The organism is Bdellovibrio sp. 22V (assembly GCF_030169785.1).
Classification (GTDB): Bacteria; Bdellovibrionota; Bdellovibrionia; order Bdellovibrionales; family Bdellovibrionaceae; genus Bdellovibrio.
Genome location: NZ_CP125854.1, coordinates 2,329,567 through 2,345,454, shown reverse-complemented (window position 1 = coordinate 2,345,454; position 15,888 = coordinate 2,329,567). Strand labels below are relative to the sequence as shown.

The 15,888-nt window shown below is 46.3% G+C and carries 19 protein-coding genes; 15 read left to right on the top strand and 4 right to left on the bottom strand.

Features of this window, described 5'->3' with window-relative positions; translation table 11 throughout:
* Positions 1–31: 31 nt before the first annotated feature.
* Both argS and QJS83_RS11315 read right to left on the bottom strand, forming a co-directional pair.
* Positions 32–1,762 carry an arginine--tRNA ligase gene (gene argS / locus QJS83_RS11320; protein ID WP_284604925.1) on the bottom strand — a complete coding sequence of 577 codons (1,731 nt, stop codon included), beginning with the start codon at positions 1,760–1,762 and terminating at the stop codon, positions 32–34.
* Positions 1,763–1,842: 80 nt separating this feature from the next.
* On the bottom strand, positions 1,843–2,430 hold the full coding sequence (locus QJS83_RS11315; protein ID WP_284604924.1) for a helix-turn-helix domain-containing protein: 588 nt from the start codon (positions 2,428–2,430) through the stop codon (positions 1,843–1,845).
* 352 nt (positions 2,431–2,782) lie between these two features.
* Between QJS83_RS11315 and QJS83_RS11310 the strand changes: the two genes are divergently transcribed.
* Positions 2,783–3,319, top strand: a complete 537-nt coding sequence (locus QJS83_RS11310; RefSeq protein ID WP_284604923.1) for a tyrosine-type recombinase/integrase — start codon at positions 2,783–2,785, stop codon at positions 3,317–3,319.
* A 124-nt stretch (positions 3,320–3,443) separates the two neighbouring features.
* Here QJS83_RS11310 and QJS83_RS11305 read toward each other — a convergent pair whose 3' ends face one another.
* Positions 3,444–3,776 (bottom strand): hypothetical protein, encoded by a 333-nt coding sequence (locus QJS83_RS11305; RefSeq protein ID WP_284604922.1) that lies wholly within the window; start codon positions 3,774–3,776, stop codon positions 3,444–3,446.
* A gap of 185 nt (positions 3,777–3,961) precedes the next feature.
* Here QJS83_RS11305 and QJS83_RS11300 point away from each other — a divergent pair, with 185 nt between their 5' ends.
* The 4 genes from QJS83_RS11300 to QJS83_RS11285 are packed head-to-tail and all read left to right on the top strand — an operon-like array spanning position 3,962 to position 7,017.
* Positions 3,962–4,576 carry a 2OG-Fe(II) oxygenase family protein gene (locus tag QJS83_RS11300; RefSeq protein ID WP_284604920.1) on the top strand — a complete coding sequence of 205 codons (615 nt, stop codon included), beginning with the start codon at positions 3,962–3,964 and terminating at the stop codon, positions 4,574–4,576.
* A gap of 2 nt (positions 4,577–4,578) precedes the next feature.
* Positions 4,579–5,325: an ABC transporter ATP-binding protein gene (locus QJS83_RS11295; protein WP_284608796.1), complete on the top strand. Its 747-nt coding sequence runs from the start codon at positions 4,579–4,581 to the stop codon at positions 5,323–5,325.
* Positions 5,322–6,077: an ABC transporter permease gene (locus tag QJS83_RS11290; protein ID WP_284604919.1), complete on the top strand. Its 756-nt coding sequence runs from the start codon at positions 5,322–5,324 to the stop codon at positions 6,075–6,077. The genes QJS83_RS11295 and QJS83_RS11290 overlap by 4 nt, the downstream gene beginning before the upstream one ends.
* A gap of 10 nt (positions 6,078–6,087) precedes the next feature.
* Positions 6,088–7,017, top strand: coding sequence for an ABC transporter substrate-binding protein (locus QJS83_RS11285; protein WP_284604917.1), 930 nt, complete (start codon positions 6,088–6,090; stop codon positions 7,015–7,017).
* 57 nt (positions 7,018–7,074) lie between these two features.
* Here QJS83_RS11285 and QJS83_RS11280 read toward each other — a convergent pair whose 3' ends face one another.
* Positions 7,075–7,935, bottom strand: coding sequence for an alpha/beta fold hydrolase (locus QJS83_RS11280; protein ID WP_284604915.1), 861 nt, complete (start codon positions 7,933–7,935; stop codon positions 7,075–7,077).
* Between the two features lie 206 nt (positions 7,936–8,141).
* On the opposite strand from QJS83_RS11280, the gene QJS83_RS11275 reads away from it, so the two are divergent.
* From QJS83_RS11275 to QJS83_RS11230, 10 genes are all read left to right on the top strand, one after another.
* Positions 8,142–8,696, top strand: a complete 555-nt coding sequence (locus QJS83_RS11275) for a YceD family protein (protein WP_284604913.1) — start codon at positions 8,142–8,144, stop codon at positions 8,694–8,696.
* Between the two features lie 71 nt (positions 8,697–8,767).
* Positions 8,768–8,953 carry a 50S ribosomal protein L32 gene (rpmF, locus tag QJS83_RS11270; RefSeq protein ID WP_284604912.1) on the top strand — a complete coding sequence of 62 codons (186 nt, stop codon included), beginning with the start codon at positions 8,768–8,770 and terminating at the stop codon, positions 8,951–8,953.
* 23 nt (positions 8,954–8,976) lie between these two features.
* On the top strand, positions 8,977–9,972 hold the full coding sequence (locus QJS83_RS11265; RefSeq protein WP_284604910.1) for a beta-ketoacyl-ACP synthase III: 996 nt from the start codon (positions 8,977–8,979) through the stop codon (positions 9,970–9,972).
* A 3-nt stretch (positions 9,973–9,975) separates the two neighbouring features.
* Positions 9,976–10,950 (top strand): ACP S-malonyltransferase, encoded by a 975-nt coding sequence (fabD, locus tag QJS83_RS11260; RefSeq protein WP_284604908.1) that lies wholly within the window; start codon positions 9,976–9,978, stop codon positions 10,948–10,950.
* Between the two features lie 58 nt (positions 10,951–11,008).
* Positions 11,009–11,758 carry a 3-oxoacyl-[acyl-carrier-protein] reductase gene (gene fabG, locus QJS83_RS11255; RefSeq protein WP_284604906.1) on the top strand — a complete coding sequence of 250 codons (750 nt, stop codon included), beginning with the start codon at positions 11,009–11,011 and terminating at the stop codon, positions 11,756–11,758.
* A gap of 131 nt (positions 11,759–11,889) precedes the next feature.
* A complete protein-coding gene (acpP, locus tag QJS83_RS11250; protein ID WP_041871683.1) occupies positions 11,890–12,126 on the top strand; it encodes an acyl carrier protein in 237 nt (78 codons plus the stop codon).
* Positions 12,127–12,132: 6 nt separating this feature from the next.
* Positions 12,133–13,401 carry a beta-ketoacyl-ACP synthase II gene (gene fabF, locus QJS83_RS11245; RefSeq protein ID WP_284604902.1) on the top strand — a complete coding sequence of 423 codons (1,269 nt, stop codon included), beginning with the start codon at positions 12,133–12,135 and terminating at the stop codon, positions 13,399–13,401.
* 7 nt (positions 13,402–13,408) lie between these two features.
* A complete protein-coding gene (locus QJS83_RS11240; protein WP_284604900.1) occupies positions 13,409–13,882 on the top strand; it encodes an RpiB/LacA/LacB family sugar-phosphate isomerase in 474 nt (157 codons plus the stop codon).
* 97 nt (positions 13,883–13,979) lie between these two features.
* On the top strand, positions 13,980–15,227 hold the full coding sequence (gene glyA, locus QJS83_RS11235; RefSeq protein WP_284604899.1) for a serine hydroxymethyltransferase: 1,248 nt from the start codon (positions 13,980–13,982) through the stop codon (positions 15,225–15,227).
* 81 nt (positions 15,228–15,308) lie between these two features.
* Positions 15,309–15,872 carry a M23 family metallopeptidase gene (locus tag QJS83_RS11230; protein ID WP_284604897.1) on the top strand — a complete coding sequence of 188 codons (564 nt, stop codon included), beginning with the start codon at positions 15,309–15,311 and terminating at the stop codon, positions 15,870–15,872.
* The last annotated feature ends 16 nt before the right edge of the window (positions 15,873–15,888 follow it).

The window sequence follows — 15,888 nt, the reverse complement described above, 5'->3', positions numbered from 1 at the left end:
AAAGGGGAGTCGAGCACTCCCCTTCTGATTTCTACATTTTTTCCGGAGCGGGGATACCCAGAAGAGCCATCCCCTGCTTCAAAGTCACACCCACGGCATGGCTTAAAGCCAGACGAGCTTGTTTGATCTTCTCGTCTTCCGCCGTACCAATAGGACATTCGTGATAGAACACATTGAATTTCTTCGCGAGCTCATACAAGTACGTACATAGAGCGGCCGGTTTATAATTTTCCGAAGCCAGCGCCACGCCCGAATTGAAGTTCATCAACGACTGCATCAAGTGATGTTCCGCTTTATGAGTCAAAAGATCCCACTGCACGGAAGCCTTCGGGTCGAAGTTGAATTTACGGCCTAGACTTGCAATACGCGCATACGAGTACTGCACAAAAGGTCCTGACTCGCCATCCAGGCGCAACCATTCGTTGAGATCGAAAACAATCTTCTTATTCGTATCCATACGCAGCATGCCGTAGCGGATCGCACCTTTCGCGACTTTTTCTGCCGCTTCTTGGATCTCTTGCTTCGACCATTCGTTTTCGTACCGGCTCAGATAGTTCGTCTTTACGTGCTCTTCCATGCGCTGAATAAGATCCATAATTGGCACAATATTGCCTTTACGAGAACTCATCGCTCCATCTGGAAGTTCGACGAAATTGTATTGCAAGTGGAAACAATCTTTCGCTTGTTCGAAGCCTAGCTTCTCTAAAACCTTAAAGACTTGCTTGAAGTGCAAGGCCTGACGAACGTCGACAACATAGATACTTTTCTCAATACCATTTTCTTGAAATTTACGACGAGCTAACTCAATGTCTTTCGTTGCGTAAAGACCGTTACCGTCACTCTTTAGAAGCAAACAGAAACCAAGACCCTCCGCTTCGAGATCCATACCGATCGCGCCGTTGGATTGAACCAGTTTACCTTCTTTGTAAAGCTGCTGGGCCCATTTTACTGACGCCGAATCCACATCGGACTCCCAGTACCAAATGTCGAATTTCACATCAGCCCATTTGTAAACTTCCTGCATCAAATCAATGGACCATTGGCGTGTCGTCTTCCAAAGCTCGTAATACTCGCCTTGCTTGGATTCAAGTTCACGCAAAATCAAAGTCAGCTCTTGGCGGTTTTTCTCTTCGAGATCTGTGCCGAGCTGATCTTCTAAAAGCATATTCCCTTTCGAGTACATGCGCCCCAGCCATTCCCCTTTGCCGGTTTCAGGAATCGGCTCTGAATTATGCTTTTGCATGTACCACAGGCATTTCGCCACGTGCGTTCCCACGTCCCCCGGAAAGGTACAAGAAACCACATCACGACCGCAGTATCTGAGCATACGAATGAGTGCGTCTCCCAAGCAGAGATTTCGCATGTGACCCACATGCAGTTCTTTATGCGTATTCGGCTGAGAAAACTCGATCATGCTGCGCGGGCTTTTGGAGATCAGTTCTTTTTTGAAATGAGATCCGTCGATCATCGGCGCAATAACGTTTTTTCCCAAGCTTTGACTTGTGAAAGTGATATTTAAATAAGGGCCAACGGGCTCAGCCTTGGCAATGTTTTCGTCGGAAGGAATATTTTTAGCCAGTTCGGCCGCGATCATCGGCGGCGCTTTTTTTAGAGCCTTTGCAAGAATGAAGCAACCAAAAGTGAGATCTCCCATGTCTGGATTTGGTGGCTCTCCCAAAGATTTATAGATTTCTTCCAAAGACATTTCAAAGCTTAAGGCTTTGGCGGCGTTTTGGATTTTCTGGCTGACTAAGAGTCTCATTTGATCGTGCACGGTTTCGTATCCTTATAATTAGACGAATCACTATTTCATTTTTCAGATATTTACTCAAGGAGCTCTTGCTAAATAAGAGGACGAATCAAACTGAAAATCCCCAAAATACTGACCGAAACAAGCGCTACAAAGAGCATTTTCTGCTGTTTCTTAAGGGCGCGATTTTCAACTTCCAAATGTCCCAGCGAATTTCGCAAATTCTGCAGCTTTTCTTCGCGCTCCAAGCGCTCTTCCGCGATCATTTTCACCGTTTTCTCATGCAAAATTTTTGGATCCTGACCCAGGAAATATTGGGGAGTTAAACCCGGGATCTTTTCCCGTAAGGCCAAATACCATTGCAAAGCCCGCCAAATATGTGGGGGCGCTTCGTCACCTTGTTTTGTCCAACGAGTCCAACTGGAAGGGTCGACTAAAAGAAGCTGGGCCATTTTGCGTTGAGAAAGGCCTAAATTCCCGCGAATTTCTTCGAGATTTCCAATCTGTTTTTGGATGACTGAAACCTGGGCTTCGTAATGCATCCTTAAAGATGTCTTTGAGCGAGGGTTTAAATCCCCCTCCAAAAAGCCCTCGTTCGGGGACCCCATTTCAAAGCCGTCTTGACCTTGCTCTAGAACCTCGGTTTCCATATCAACCCCTTCCAGACTATTGTTTTTCACAACATTTGTGTTGTTTTTCACAATAAATAGCGTTGTATAATACAGATATAGTTCCAGAGGATGGTTTTGAAGGTCAAGCTAAGTCATTGAAACCACGAAAGATTCTTTAAAAGGGTGCTGGGATATACCCTTTTTCAATTTCGCCTAAAGCTTTTGGCTATTTTCTTTAGTATTAAGTTATTGATTTTATTGGTTATTTTAAATGTGGATATTCGAGAGTCTTCTCTCAACGCAGCGCAATATATATCAATGCATTGCATCTAAACAGTCTTTGTTTATCTATCACCACTTTGGATGCAATGCGTTAGTAAATCCCCTTGTCAAAGGCACCTCGACCTTTTCATGATGAGTTATGGCCACGGCAGCACCTCGGTATCAGCTTAATAAAAACAAATATCTTCTCGCGCCCGAATCAGAACGTTTGCGAAAAATTCTCACAGACTTTCAAGACAAGGACCCCCGCAACTGTTTGATGATTCAGGTGGCTTTGCGGACCGGAGCGCGGGCTCAAGAAGTTTTGAACATTCAACGAAGCGATCTAAACGCCTACGATGAAACGGTTTTTATCCGAGGTTTAAAGAACTCGAACGACCGGGAAATCCCTCTTCATTCCGATATTTTCGCAAAACTTCACCGCTTCGCCGAAGCTCAAGGCGGAACAAAGGTTTTCCCTATCTCGTACAATCGGCTCTATCAGGTCTGGGAAATGTATCGCCCCGTTCCAAAGAAATTCCATGCGCTCAGACACACTTTTGCAATCGAACTCTATCAAAAGACGAAGGATTTACGTTTGGTGCAAGTCGCTTTGGGGCATCGAAACATTACAAATACGATGGTTTATGCCGACTACGTTTACTCTCAGCAGGAACTTCGCAAGCTCATTTTATAGCTCAAAGAGCGAAAGGTTGCGGACTTGCTGCGGATCCACCAGAAGCAAAAGTAACCCTATGTCTAAATAAAAAAGCCCTCTTTTCGGAGGGCTTTTTCTTAAATTTTCTGCAAGTTTTTAAGTCTTAGAAGTCAGAGGAATTAATCTCATTCGCCAACCGCTCGAATTGCTTTTCTTCTGAAGCGCGGTGGTGAGTTTTCTCTTTTTTGAAAGCCAAAAGATCCTTTTTCGTTGTGGCATTATAGGAAGTGCCCGAGTTTTCAACGATCACAATGCGTTCGCGCATCGCTGAAGCATCGGCAGCGTCACGAGCTTCATTGAGGTTTGTTTTCACTGTGGAGTGAAGTTCATTCTGAGCCTTGACGTTCTCAGTGATAAGAGCGTTAAAGTCAGACACTTTTGCGAAGCTCATAGCAGGGATCATCGCGATAACTGTTACAAGTACTTGCTTTTTCATATATTCACTCCTTGCAGATACTGATTTCTAAAGCAAAGCCGATGCCACACGGGCCCCCGTTTCTATTCATTTCAGAATGGCCGACTGAAAATCACGATGACAGCTGTCTAACAAATAGCGTTCATTTCTTGTCTTGAGACGGAAATAGACCTATCTTGGAGTTCTCAACCTCAAGGTGTCTCAAAATGATAAAGACGTTGTTCCCCACCTTTGTATATTATGCGCCCTTAAAAAATCAGGGCCTCACTCAGCTCAATAAAGAGCTCAAGGAAGAGGCTTTAAAATTCTCAGAAATAGACGAGCAGGGTCAGGCCTGGTCTTTAAAGAACTACAAAGGCGGATACACGTCGTACGGATCCATTGCACAACTGCATCAGATTTCAACGACCTTTGAATTGCTGGAAAAAGAGATCAACAAACACGTTCGCAAGTTCGTAAAACATCTGGAAATGGACATCGATCCCAAAGAACTTAAAATGAGTTCTTGCTGGATCAATATCATGCCGACGGACGTGATTCACACGATGCACTTGCATCCTTTGTCCGTCATCAGCGGGACCTATTACGTACAAACACCCAAAAACTGCTCTTCTTTGAAGTTCGAAGATCCTCGACTGGATTCTTTCATGGCGTCACCGCCACGCAAGCACGACGCGAAAGATATTAATCAGCGTTATCACTCTTTGGCTCCGCAAGAGGGCCATGTGGTGCTTTTTGAATCATGGCTGCGCCACGAAGTTCCCAAGAACAATTCATCCAAAGAACGCATCAGCATCAGCTTCAACTACGATTGGGTCTAGTGATGACTGAAGCGCTGGGAATTCGCATTCAGAATCTTCATAAGAAATTTGCCCAACGTCAGGTGATCGAAAATCTGAGTCTTGAAATCGCGCCAGGTTCTTTTGTTTCTGTCGTGGGGCCTTCGGGCTGCGGGAAATCTACACTCTTACGTCTTATAGCAGGTCTAGAAAAACCAACAAGCGGGGAGGTGAGCCTCTCCCCTGCCAGCGCTAATTTTAGTTTCGTCTTTCAAGATGCGAATCTGCTGCCGTGGAGGACTGTTGCTGAAAATGTCTCTCTCCCCTTTGAATTAGATTCGAAACTTCAACAGATTTCACAAGCAGAGAAAAACAAACGGGTGCGCGCCGCTTTAGAAAAAGTAAAACTTGAACATTTCGAGTCTGCGTTTCCGCACGAGCTTTCCGGCGGCATGAAAATGCGCGTGTCTTTAGCGCGAGCTTTGGTCAGTTCTCCCCGACTTTTGTTGATGGATGAACCTTTCGCGGCTCTTGATGAAAACACTCGTTTTGAAATGCAGAATCAACTCCGAGAATTATGGTTACAGGAAAAGATGACCGTGGTGTTTGTAACGCATTCTCTTTTTGAATCCACTTATCTTGCCGAGCGTATCATTATGTTAAAGGCTCCGGGCGCGCAGAAAACTCTTGATCAAAAAATCGAGTTACCGTCGCAAAGATCCGAAGACCTTCGCACGTCCGAAGATTTAAATAAAATCGTAAAAGAGCTTTCGATGAGGTTGCGAGAATGAAACGTTTTGTTCCTCCCTTCATTACGCTCGTTTGTTTAACGCTTCTTCTAGAGATCTTGGTGCGCAAAGGGCTTATCAGCGAAACACTTTTCCCGGCGCCTAGCACGGTGGCTTTCACCTTGCGCGATCTGTCAGCGGACTTCACGCAAGCCTTTAACGAAACGCTTTTAAATGTTATTGGCGGACTTCTTTTAAGTATTTTGACGGGCAGCCTGATTGCCTTTGTTTTTTCTCTTTCAGAACTTCTTAAAAGAGCGATTCTGCCTTTTGCTGTTTTCTTTCAAACAGTCCCGATTATCGCGATTGCACCTCTGTTGGTGATTTATTTCGGTTTTGGGGCTCCGACTGTGATCGCTTCCAGCTTTATCGTGTCGATCTTTCCGATTATCGCAAACACTCTTATGGGGCTTGAAAGTTCAAGTGATGCACAAAAGGATCTTTTCCGCGTTTACAAAGCAAGCTCGGTCCAGATGCTTTTCAAACTTAAACTTCCCAATGCTTATTCGTATATTTACTCGGGGCTTAAAGTGGCGGCGGGACTTTCTATCATCGGTGCTATCGCCGGGGAGTTTGTGGCCGGCGGCGGCCTGGGGGCGATGATTGATTCAGCACGCACCCAGCAAAGAGTCGACATTGTCTTTGGCGCTCTTTTACTTTTATCGTTCATGGGATTGATGTTTATTGGTTTGCTTGCTGGAATTCATAAATGGATTCTTACAAGAAGACCGTTTGCGACTTCCTCGCAAGAATAAAGGAGCTCAAATGTTTCGTTCTTTGCTTTTCGCATTTTCATTTTTGGCGACGACCGCGTTCGCGCAAACACCCGTAACAATCGCTCTTAACTGGAAAGCGGAGCCCGAATTTGGCGGCTTTTATGCGGCAGCTCTTCAAGGTATTTATAAAAAACACGGTCTTGACGTGAAAATCGCCGAAGGCGGCTCAGGCACCCCGACGGTGCAAATGCTTGCTAACAACAAAGTTGAATTTGCGATTGTCAGCGCCGACGAAGTGATTCTTTCCCACGACCGGGGCGGAAAAAACAAAGTCAAAGCTTTGTTCTCGGTCTATCACACGTCCCCGTACATCATTATGACTCACGCGGAACGCGGATTTAAATCTCTTAAAGACATTTTCGCGGCGGAAGGAGTTCTTTCTGTTCAATCGGGACTTCCCTACTTCCAATATCTCACAAAGAAACTGGGTAAACCGCGCGGGAAGGTAGTGCCTTATTTAGGCGGCGTGGGAAATTTCGTAAATGACAAAAACTTCTCGCAGCAAGGATTTATCACCGTCGAACCTTTGGCTGCAGAAAAAGCCGGAGCCAAAGTACAAAGCTTCCTCGTCGCTGATGAAGGCTTTAATCCCTATCTTGTGGTTCTTGCTGTGACGGAAGAAACTCTTAAGACGAAGGGCGACTTGGTGAAGAAAGTCGTCGCTGCCTCTCGCGAAGGCTGGCAAGAGTATTTAAAAAATCCGCAAGCAACCAATGAGGCAATGGCGAAGCTTAATAAAGCTTTTGATCTGAAAACGTTTAACAAGGCGGCAGAAATTCAAAAGCCTTTGATTGAATCTTCTCAAGACGGCTTGGGAACGATGTCAGCGGAACGCTGGACGACTTTAGTGCAACAGCTGAAAGACCTTAAGCTGATTAAGAGCGCACCGAAAGCGCAAGATCTTTTTATTAATTTATAATAGCAAAAAAAGGCCCCCTAGAAGTCTTAAGTTTGGGGAGCCTTCGCTGTTTTTTATTTACCAAAGATGTCGAAAGGACGATTGAGCGGCGGCTTCACGGGCCCGCGCTGCCAAATGCCTTTCGATCTTACTGACGAAAGAACGAATGTGTTCGGCCACCTCTTCAGGTTGTTCAATGACGAGAGCGTAACCTGCATGATGAATCGTTCTGTATTCAGAGCCATCAATATTTCTTGCAAGACGACTATAAGCTTCAAGATTTGTCGTCGAATCCTCATCGCCGGCAAGAATCAGGACAGGACAGTGAATTTTCGCGAGATCTTCACTGACGTCGTTACGATGGAAAATCTGTGTTGCGGCATCGAGCTCGTTTGGTTTTGCCTTCGCAATACGGCGCAACCATTTTTCACGGCGTGTGACTTGCACGGGATCTCGTGTCGCCCGGAAAGTGGGACCAAACCACATTTCTGAAAAGACCTGCGTATCAAGTCCTGTCTCTTTCGCGCTTTTTATGAATTCATCCATATCCTGGACGGTTTCTTCACTGTCTGACTCCGCCACAGCCCCCATCAGAATGCAGCTTTGTAAAAGTTCAGAATGCGCTACCGCTAAATGCAAGCCGACGTGCGCGCCTAGACAGTTTCCAACAAAGTGACAAGGATCGAGTTGCAGCTCTTCAATCATTTGCGCGACGTCTTCGGCCGCTTCCGTCAAACTGGGACTGGAAGGCGTTGCGCTCTTGCCAAGCCCCGCGTGATCGTAACAAATCACCCGGTACTCTTCCGAGAGGATGCGCACGATGGGTTCATAAACAGAAGTGTCCGTATATAAAAGAGGACTAAGAACAACCGCCGGGGCATTCTTCGGTCCCTTCTCTTCATAGTAATACTCATGATTATTGATTCGGAGTGTAGCCATAGGAACCCCCTTAGACTTCAAGATCCAGACTACTCCTCGGCCCCGAGACCTCAAGCCTCCCTCGACGAAAACAAACCTTGACCAACCGCCCCATATCTAATAGAACAGTCCGTCCGCCAAAGGCCCTAAAAAGAGGGCAAAGACCTAGACCTTGTGCGGTGGCAGCCTTGCCTTAAGGGGCGTAGGATGGCCGAAGGAGTGAACCTATGAAAATCAATCTGACTGAAATTCCTGAAGAAGGAAGATCCTATCAATACAACTCTCAAACAGGCGAATTGAACGCCGTTTTGAAGGATCTTATTGGCGGCGCTCATTACGACGCCGAATTCTTTGTGAAGCCTTTAAACTCCAAAGACTTCGAACTTGTAGGTAAAGTGCGCACGAAAACGCCGGAGCAGTGCTCACGCTGCGGTATCGAGATCGCTTTCCCCGTAAATGAGAAGTTTCACGAAATCCTCATCCCCAAACAAAGCCAGCCTCGCGGCAGTAAATATTCCAAGGTCAACCACGTGAGTGACCTCCCTGAGGAAGGCCCAGATGTCTCTGAATATGAGGGGCATCTATTTGATATTGGCGAGTATATCCATGAAGTTATCGCTCTTGCTGCGCCTTTTAATCCGGCCGGCCCTGAGGATGAAAATGGAGATTGCTCAATTTGCAAAATTCCCGTGAAAGGACAAAGCTTTAGCTACGATGAGGAACTCCCTCTCGAGAAGCCGGCTAATCCTTTTGCGGTTTTAAAGAATATAAAAATCAATTAAAGGGTTGATTTTTATCATTCTTTGGTTAAATTAACGTGCTTCATTACCAATGACTTTAAAAGAGGTTCGAAATGCCAACTCCTAAGAAGAAAACGTCTCGCTCACGCCGTGATATGCGCCGCTCACACGATGGTTTGGATACTCCAGCTATCGCTATCGAGAAAAAAACGGGCGAATTGATCCGTCCTCACCGCGCACACAAAGGTGCTGATGGCGCTTTGTACTACAAAGGCAAACAAATCAGCGCAGCGAAGTAATAACTTAAAGCAAGGTTGACTCCATGGCAGGAATGTATCGATCTCGAGTTGCAGGGATAGGCTCGTATCTACCAGAGAAAGTTCTCACGAACTTTGATCTCGAAAAAATGGTAGAGACGAGCGATCAATGGATTGTTGAAAGAACCGGGATCGAACGCCGCCATGTCGCACATGCTGACGAAGCTACGTCAGATCTCTGTCTTGTCGCTGCTAAGCGAGCTCTCGAAGACGCCAATATTAAAGTTGAAGATCTTGATATGATTATCGTGGGCACCGTCACTGGTGACCATCAGATGCCTTCAACTGCCGCTTTCTTGCAAGCAAAACTCGGTGCACGCAACGTGATGTCTTTTGATATCAACGCGGCTTGCTCTGGTTTTATCTATGGCGTTTCCGTAGCTGACCAGTTCATTCGCTCAGGAATGTATAAAAACATTCTTGTTGTCGGCGCTGAAGTTCTTACTCGTTACATGAACTACAAAGACCGCGAAACTTGCATCCTCTTTGGTGATGGTGCTGGTGCGTGGGTTGTTTCTCGTGCAAATGAAAATGAGAAAAATCTTATCGAGAGTTCTCACATGCATGCGGATGGCAACCTTGCGGATCTTTTGATTCTTCCTTCTGGTGGAAGTAAAATTCCACAATCTCACGAAGCCATCGACAAAGGCCTCAACTTCATGACTATGAAGGGCCGTGAGATTTTCAAAAATGCCGTACGTACGATGGCATTGTGCTGCCAAGAGGCGATGGAGCACAACAAGGTCGCTCCAGATCAAGTCGACTGGATCGTTCCTCACCAAGCCAACAAGCGCATTATCGAAGCTGTGGCTGATCAATTTAAATTCCCTATGGAGCGCGTGATCGTTTACTTAAACGAAACTGGTAACACGTCCGCTGCGTCCATTCCTTTGGCCTTTGATTGGGCCGTGAAAACCGGAAAAATCAAAAGAGGACAAACTATTCTTTTGACTGCGTTTGGCGCAGGTCTTACTTCCGGTAGTATTCTTTTGAGGTACTAAAACATGTTTACATTAGCATTTCCTGGACAAGGCAGCCAGCAACCTGGCATGGGCCGTTTTTTGTTTGATAACTTTCAAATCGCGCAAGAAACATTCGAAGAAGCTTCCGAGGCTTTGCAGCAAGATATGAAAAAGCTGTGCTTCGAAGGCAGCGAAGCGGAATTGGCTTTGACGGAAAACACTCAGCCGGCTCTGCTTCTGGTTTCGACAGCGACACAAAGAGTTTTGCGCAAAGAGTACTCGCCAAAAATCGTCGCGGCTGCGGGCCACTCGATCGGTGAATACGCGGCTCTTGTTGCGGCTGACGTCATTCGTTTTGACGAAGCTTTGCGCGCGGTTCGCACTCGCGGTCAAGCGATGCAATCTGCAGTTCCTGTCGGTCAAGGCGGAATGGTTGCAGTGCTTGGTTTAGAGCCAGAGCAAGTTGAAACTCTTTGTACGTACGTTGTGAAAAATTCCGGCTTTGCCCCTCTCTCTGCAGCGAACTTCAACTCTCCTGGACAGATTGTTATCTCTGGTTCGCAAAAAGCGATTGATTGGTTGAAAGACAACTTCAAACCGGAATTGATTTTCACGGAAGCTCCAAAACGCGCGAAATTGATTCCTCTTTCTGTATCAGCGCCTTTTCATTGCGAAATGATGAAACCTGCTGAAGACAAAATGCGGGAAGTTCTGACTGCAATGGAGTTCAAGAAAGCGGCGTTCCCGATCATTCAAAACTTCCATGCGAAGGCCGAAACAGAAGGCACTCCTTTGCGCGAAAACTTGATTCGCCAGGTGTCGGCTCCTGTGCGTTGGACTCAGAGTATGGAAACTTTGAAATCCATGGGACATGCCCACGTGATCGAGTGTGGAGCAGGAAAAGTTCTGCAGGGATTGCTGAAAAAGATTGATGGCGATTTCTTTAAAGTGATGACTACAACAAGCGCGGAAGACCTCAAAACTATTGAGGAATTTTTGAAAGCTTCGAGTCATTGAAATTTCTTGAGCTTTATTCAGAGTTCGGTCAAAGTGTGCTGAAAAAAGGATTTTGCACATGAGCGGAAAATCGCTTCAAGGAAAGAAAATTGTCGTTACCGGCGGAAGCCGCGGAATCGGAGCTTCGATTGTGAAGCTCCTTGCTGAAGAAGGCGCACAAGTCGCTTTCACCTACTCTTCCCGCGAAGAAGCAGCCCAACAAGTGGCCCACACTCTTCCTGGCGAAGGTCACTTCTATATCAAAATGGATATCGCTAACGAAACTTCTGTGAATGAAGCCGTTGAACATATTCTTGAAAAATGGCCTGAGGTGGACGGCGTTGTGAACAATGCCGGTATCACGAAAGACCAACTTCTTCTGCGCATGAAAGCAGAAGATTTCGATTCAGTTATTAACACGAACTTGCGCGGCACTTTCTTAGTGACGAAAGCTTTCACAAAACAAATGATGAAGGCACGCAAGGGTTCGATCGTGAACATCACTTCCATCATCGGCGAAACTGGAAACGCAGGACAAGCGAACTACGCTGCTTCTAAAGCTGGAACAATCGCATTTGCGAAATCCGTGGCTTTGGAGCTTGCTTCTCGCAATGTGCGCGTGAACAATGTCGCTCCTGGTTTTATCGCGACAGAAATGACGGATGTTCTTTCTGAAGACGTAAAAAACAAAATGATGGAACGTATTCCTTTGCAGAAAATCGGCGAAGGAAATGATGTTGCACAAGCCGTTCGTTTCTTACTGAGTGACGAATCAAAATACATCACAGGACACACTCTGGATGTAAATGGCGGAATGCACATGAATTAAAAGTTTTTTCGTTAATAGAGCTCGCATTGAGTTCTGACGGAAAAACGCGACAGGCTTTAAAGCAATGTAACGCAGATGAGCCTGCACTGGACTTGAGATTTAAAATAGATGAACGCATATTAGGAGGACAAATGGCAATTCATCCAAAAGTAAAAGACATCATCGTTGAGCAATTAGGCGTAGATCCAGATAAAGTTAAGCCTGAAGCTTCTTTCATCGACGACCTAGGTGCAGACAGCCTTGATATCGTTGAACTTGTGATGGCAATGGAAGAAGAATTCGATCTTGAAATTCCAGACGAAGACGCTGAAAAGCTTAAGACTGTTCAAGACGTAGCTTCTTACCTTGAGAAAAAAGGAAAAGCTTAATTTATTATGAACTCCCGATTTGAACGTCCATCAAAACCACAAAGAAGAGTAGTCGTCACTGGAGTGGGCGCCGTCACTCCCCTTGGAAACACCATTGAGGAGAGTTGGGCTGCCGCAATTCGTGGTCAATCTGGCATTGCCAAGATCACGAAGTTCGACACGACAGGATTCGATGTGACTTTTGCCGGTGAAGTGAAAGGATTTAATCCAGATCTTTACATCGAAAAGAAAGAGCAAAAGAAGATGGACGAGTTCATTCACTACTCGATCGCAGCTTCAAAAATGGCCATTGAAATGGCTAAATTGGAGCTGACTTCGGAAGTGAAAGATCAAACGGGAGTGATTATCGGCGTGGGCATCGGTGGTCTTCACACTATCGAAGAAACGTCGATCAAGATGAAAGATAAAGGACCGGGTCGTATCAGTCCTTTCTTCATCCCTGCTGTCATTACAAACTTGGCAGCGGGACAAGTTTCTATCGCGTTGGGACTAAAAGGTCCTAACTATTCCATCACATCGGCATGTGCTTCCGGCGTTCACTCTATCGGTGATGCCGTTCGCTACATTCGTGATGGCAATACGGACGTGATGCTTGCGGGCGGAGCGGAAAGCACAATCTGTGGACTTGCTGTCGGCGGATTTGCTTCTATGAGAGCTCTTTCCACTCGCAACGATGCTCCGGAAAAAGCCAGCCGTCCTTGGGATAAAGACCGTGATGGTTTTGTTCTTGCGGAAGGCGCTGCCGTTCTTTGCCTTGAGTCTCTTGAGCACGCTGAAAAACGCGGCGCTAAGATTCTTTGCGAAGTCACAGGCTATGGTGTGTCTTCAGACGCTTATCACATGACATCTCCGGCTCCTGAGGGTGAAGGCGGATATCGTGCCATGAAAGCGGCTTTGGAAGATTCTGGCTTGCAACCTTCTGACATTCAATACGTAAACGCCCACGGCACAAGCACTCCTGTGGGAGACGGTCTTGAGTCCGCGGCTATTAAACGTCTTTTGGGTGATCACGCGAAAAAAGTCTGGATTTCCTCAACGAAGTCTATGACAGGTCACGCTTTGGGCGCGGCAGGTGCTATCGAGTCTGCTTTCTGTGTGATGGCGATTCGCGATCAAATGGTACCACCAACAATCAATCTCGAAAACCCTAGCGAAGACTGCGATTTGGATTACGTTCCTAACAAAGCTCGTGAAGGCAAGATTGATAATGTTATCAATAACAGCTTTGGTTTCGGCGGTACAAACGCCAGCATGATTTTCTCAAAACTGAAATAGGTGGAGCATGGTAGTTTACACGGGTTGTGATCACGCAGGTTTGGATTTAAAACTTAAAGTGATGGCAGCCTTCCCGGAGTTTCAATGGCAAGACATGGGAACTCACAGTGGAGAATCCGTAGACTACCCCGACTATGCCGATCAGGTTTGCAAAAAATTAGTTCAAGTAGAACTTCAAAATAAATCGAAAAACATAACTGATTCCGCAGATGGCGAAGCTCTTGGTTTGCTGATTTGCGGCTCAGGACAGGGTATGGCGATCAGAGCCAACCGTTATCCTGAAATTCGTGCGGCTCTTTGCTGGAATGAAGATATCGCACGCCTGAGTCGTGAACATAATAATGCGAATGTACTTTGTTTAAGTGCCCGCTTCACATCTCCAGACCAAGCCATCAAAATGGTCCGCGCTTTTTTTGCCGGAAAATTCGAAGGCGGACGACACCAACGTCGAGTTGATAAACTCTCTGCGAGTTGCTCTTAAATCTCTCTCTTAGTACGAAAACTATTGCGGTCCGTTGAGGCTTTTAAATTCCCTTTATTCAAGGGATACTTGAGATGTCTATCACGAGGAGAGTCTTATGCATGCAACGTCCCTATCACTATCTCAAGTAGATCCTGAGGTTTTAGCAGCCATCAACAAAGAGTCCGAGCGCCAACAGTTCGGTCTTGAGATGATCGCATCTGAAAATTACACCTCACGCGCTGTTATGGAAGCGCAGGGCTCCATCCTCACGAATAAGTATGCGGAAGGTTACCCTGGCAAGCGCTATTACGGCGGCTGCGTGAACGTAGATACGGTAGAGACTTTAGCTATCGAACGCGCGAAAAAACTTTTTGGCGTGTCTTATGCGAACGTTCAGCCGCACTCGGGATCACAAGCAAACATGGCCGTATACTTGGCTGCTTGCAAAGCGGGCGACACCATTTTGGGAATGGATCTTTCTCATGGCGGGCATTTGACTCACGGATCTCCGGTGAACTTCTCAGGCCTTTTGTTTAAAGCGGCGTCTTACAAACTCGACGCGGAAACAGGCCGCATCAATTATGATACAATCCGTGCGACGGCGAAAGAAGTGCAACCGAAGTTGATCATCGCCGGCTATAGCGCTTACCCTCGCCTTCTGGATTTTGCAAAATTCAAAGAGATCGCGGATGAAGTGGGTGCGCAACTCCTTGTTGATATGGCGCACTTCGCAGGTCTTGTCGCGACAGGACACCATCCTTCACCAGCACCTTACGCGGATTACATCACAACGACGACACATAAAACTTTGCGTGGTCCTCGTGGCGGTATGATTTTGACGAACTCTGAAGAAAAAGCGAAGACGATGAATTCGCGCATCTTCCCGGGAATCCAAGGCGGACCTCTTGAGCACATTATCGCAGGTAAAGCCGTGGCTTTCGGCGAAGCCTTGAAACCTGAATTTAAACAATACAGTGAACAGGTCATTAAAAATGCCAAAGCGCTTGCGGATGAAATGCTGTCGCAAGGTTTTAAATTGGTGACTGGCGGGACAGACAATCACTTAATTCTTGTTGATTTGAGTGATCGCGAGATTACAGGGAAATTGGCAGAAGCTTCTTTGGATGAAGCCGGCATCACTGTGAATAAGAACACGGTTCCGAATGAAAAACGCTCTCCGTTTGTCACAAGTGGTGTTCGTATCGGAACTCCTGCTTTGACCACAAGAGGAATGGGTGTTGCCGAGATGAAACAAATCGCAAAATGGATTGCTCAAGTTCTCAATAATCCAGAAGATGCGACTTTGAAAAACAGAATTCACGAAGATGTGAAGCAACTCTGCAAACAATTTCCTATCTACTAATGTTTCTTTTTTAGAATTTTCGGAGCCTCTTTATTCAAAATAACATTTTGGAATCGAGGCCTTATGTCGTATACTCAATGTATGACACCAGGATGGAATCAGCTCGTTAAACTTGCAGGAAGCATTTTTCTTGTGGGAGCCTTAGGCTCTTGCGCCACTTTTCATACCCCCCTTTCACGTGAATACTTTGCGCCCGGAAATAACACTCCGCGCGTGACAGCTTCGGATCACGCCCCGACTATCGAAAAAGAAATGAGTTTCGATTGGCCTGTGGATCGTGCTCGCATGACACGTGGATTTCTGCCTAATAAAAAACGCCCGCATTTGGGTATCGATCTTGCCGCCCCCAAAGGAACGCCGATTTTGGCGTCACAATCAGGCACGGTGATTTATGCCGGCCGTGAGTTCCGTGGTTACGGAAAAATGGTTTTGGTGGAGTCTGGTGAAGGCTGGGCGACTCTTTATGCGCACTTTGATAAGATCCTCGTTTCTGAAGGGCAAAAAGTCCGTCAAGGCGAAGTGATTGGTGCGATGGGAAGAACGGGCCGCGCGACCGGTGTGCATTTGCACTTTGAGATTCGCAAAAACAAAGGGCCTATCGATCCTTTGCCGTTGCTGCCACAACCACTGACAGCCGGTCTTTAATTTAAATTAAACTTGT

Excerpts from the sequence above, each read along its gene's own strand:
- QJS83_RS11275 (WP_284604913.1), top strand. The coding sequence starts at position 8,142 with ATGAAAATCAATCTGACTGAAATTCCTGAAGAAGGAAGATCCTATCAA.
- fabF (WP_284604902.1), top strand. The coding sequence starts at position 12,133 with ATGAACTCCCGATTTGAACGTCCATCAAAACCACAAAGAAGAGTAGTC.
- QJS83_RS11230 (WP_284604897.1), top strand. The coding sequence starts at position 15,309 with ATGACACCAGGATGGAATCAGCTCGTTAAACTTGCAGGAAGCATTTTT.
- fabD (WP_284604908.1), top strand. The coding sequence starts at position 9,976 with ATGTTTACATTAGCATTTCCTGGACAAGGCAGCCAGCAACCTGGCATG.
- QJS83_RS11300 (WP_284604920.1), top strand. The coding sequence starts at position 3,962 with ATGATAAAGACGTTGTTCCCCACCTTTGTATATTATGCGCCCTTAAAA.
- glyA (WP_284604899.1), top strand. The coding sequence starts at position 13,980 with ATGCATGCAACGTCCCTATCACTATCTCAAGTAGATCCTGAGGTTTTA.
- rpmF (WP_284604912.1), top strand. The coding sequence starts at position 8,768 with ATGCCAACTCCTAAGAAGAAAACGTCTCGCTCACGCCGTGATATGCGC.
- acpP (WP_041871683.1), top strand. The coding sequence starts at position 11,890 with ATGGCAATTCATCCAAAAGTAAAAGACATCATCGTTGAGCAATTAGGC.
- QJS83_RS11310 (WP_284604923.1), top strand. The coding sequence starts at position 2,783 with ATGGCCACGGCAGCACCTCGGTATCAGCTTAATAAAAACAAATATCTT.
- QJS83_RS11295 (WP_284608796.1), top strand. The coding sequence starts at position 4,579 with ATGACTGAAGCGCTGGGAATTCGCATTCAGAATCTTCATAAGAAATTT.
- QJS83_RS11265 (WP_284604910.1), top strand. The coding sequence starts at position 8,977 with ATGGCAGGAATGTATCGATCTCGAGTTGCAGGGATAGGCTCGTATCTA.
- QJS83_RS11305 (WP_284604922.1), bottom strand. The coding sequence starts at position 3,776 with ATGAAAAAGCAAGTACTTGTAACAGTTATCGCGATGATCCCTGCTATG.
- QJS83_RS11240 (WP_284604900.1), top strand. The coding sequence starts at position 13,409 with ATGGTAGTTTACACGGGTTGTGATCACGCAGGTTTGGATTTAAAACTT.
- QJS83_RS11280 (WP_284604915.1), bottom strand. The coding sequence starts at position 7,935 with ATGGCTACACTCCGAATCAATAATCATGAGTATTACTATGAAGAGAAG.
- fabG (WP_284604906.1), top strand. The coding sequence starts at position 11,009 with ATGAGCGGAAAATCGCTTCAAGGAAAGAAAATTGTCGTTACCGGCGGA.
- QJS83_RS11290 (WP_284604919.1), top strand. The coding sequence starts at position 5,322 with ATGAAACGTTTTGTTCCTCCCTTCATTACGCTCGTTTGTTTAACGCTT.
- QJS83_RS11285 (WP_284604917.1), top strand. The coding sequence starts at position 6,088 with ATGTTTCGTTCTTTGCTTTTCGCATTTTCATTTTTGGCGACGACCGCG.
- argS (WP_284604925.1), bottom strand. The coding sequence starts at position 1,762 with ATGAGACTCTTAGTCAGCCAGAAAATCCAAAACGCCGCCAAAGCCTTA.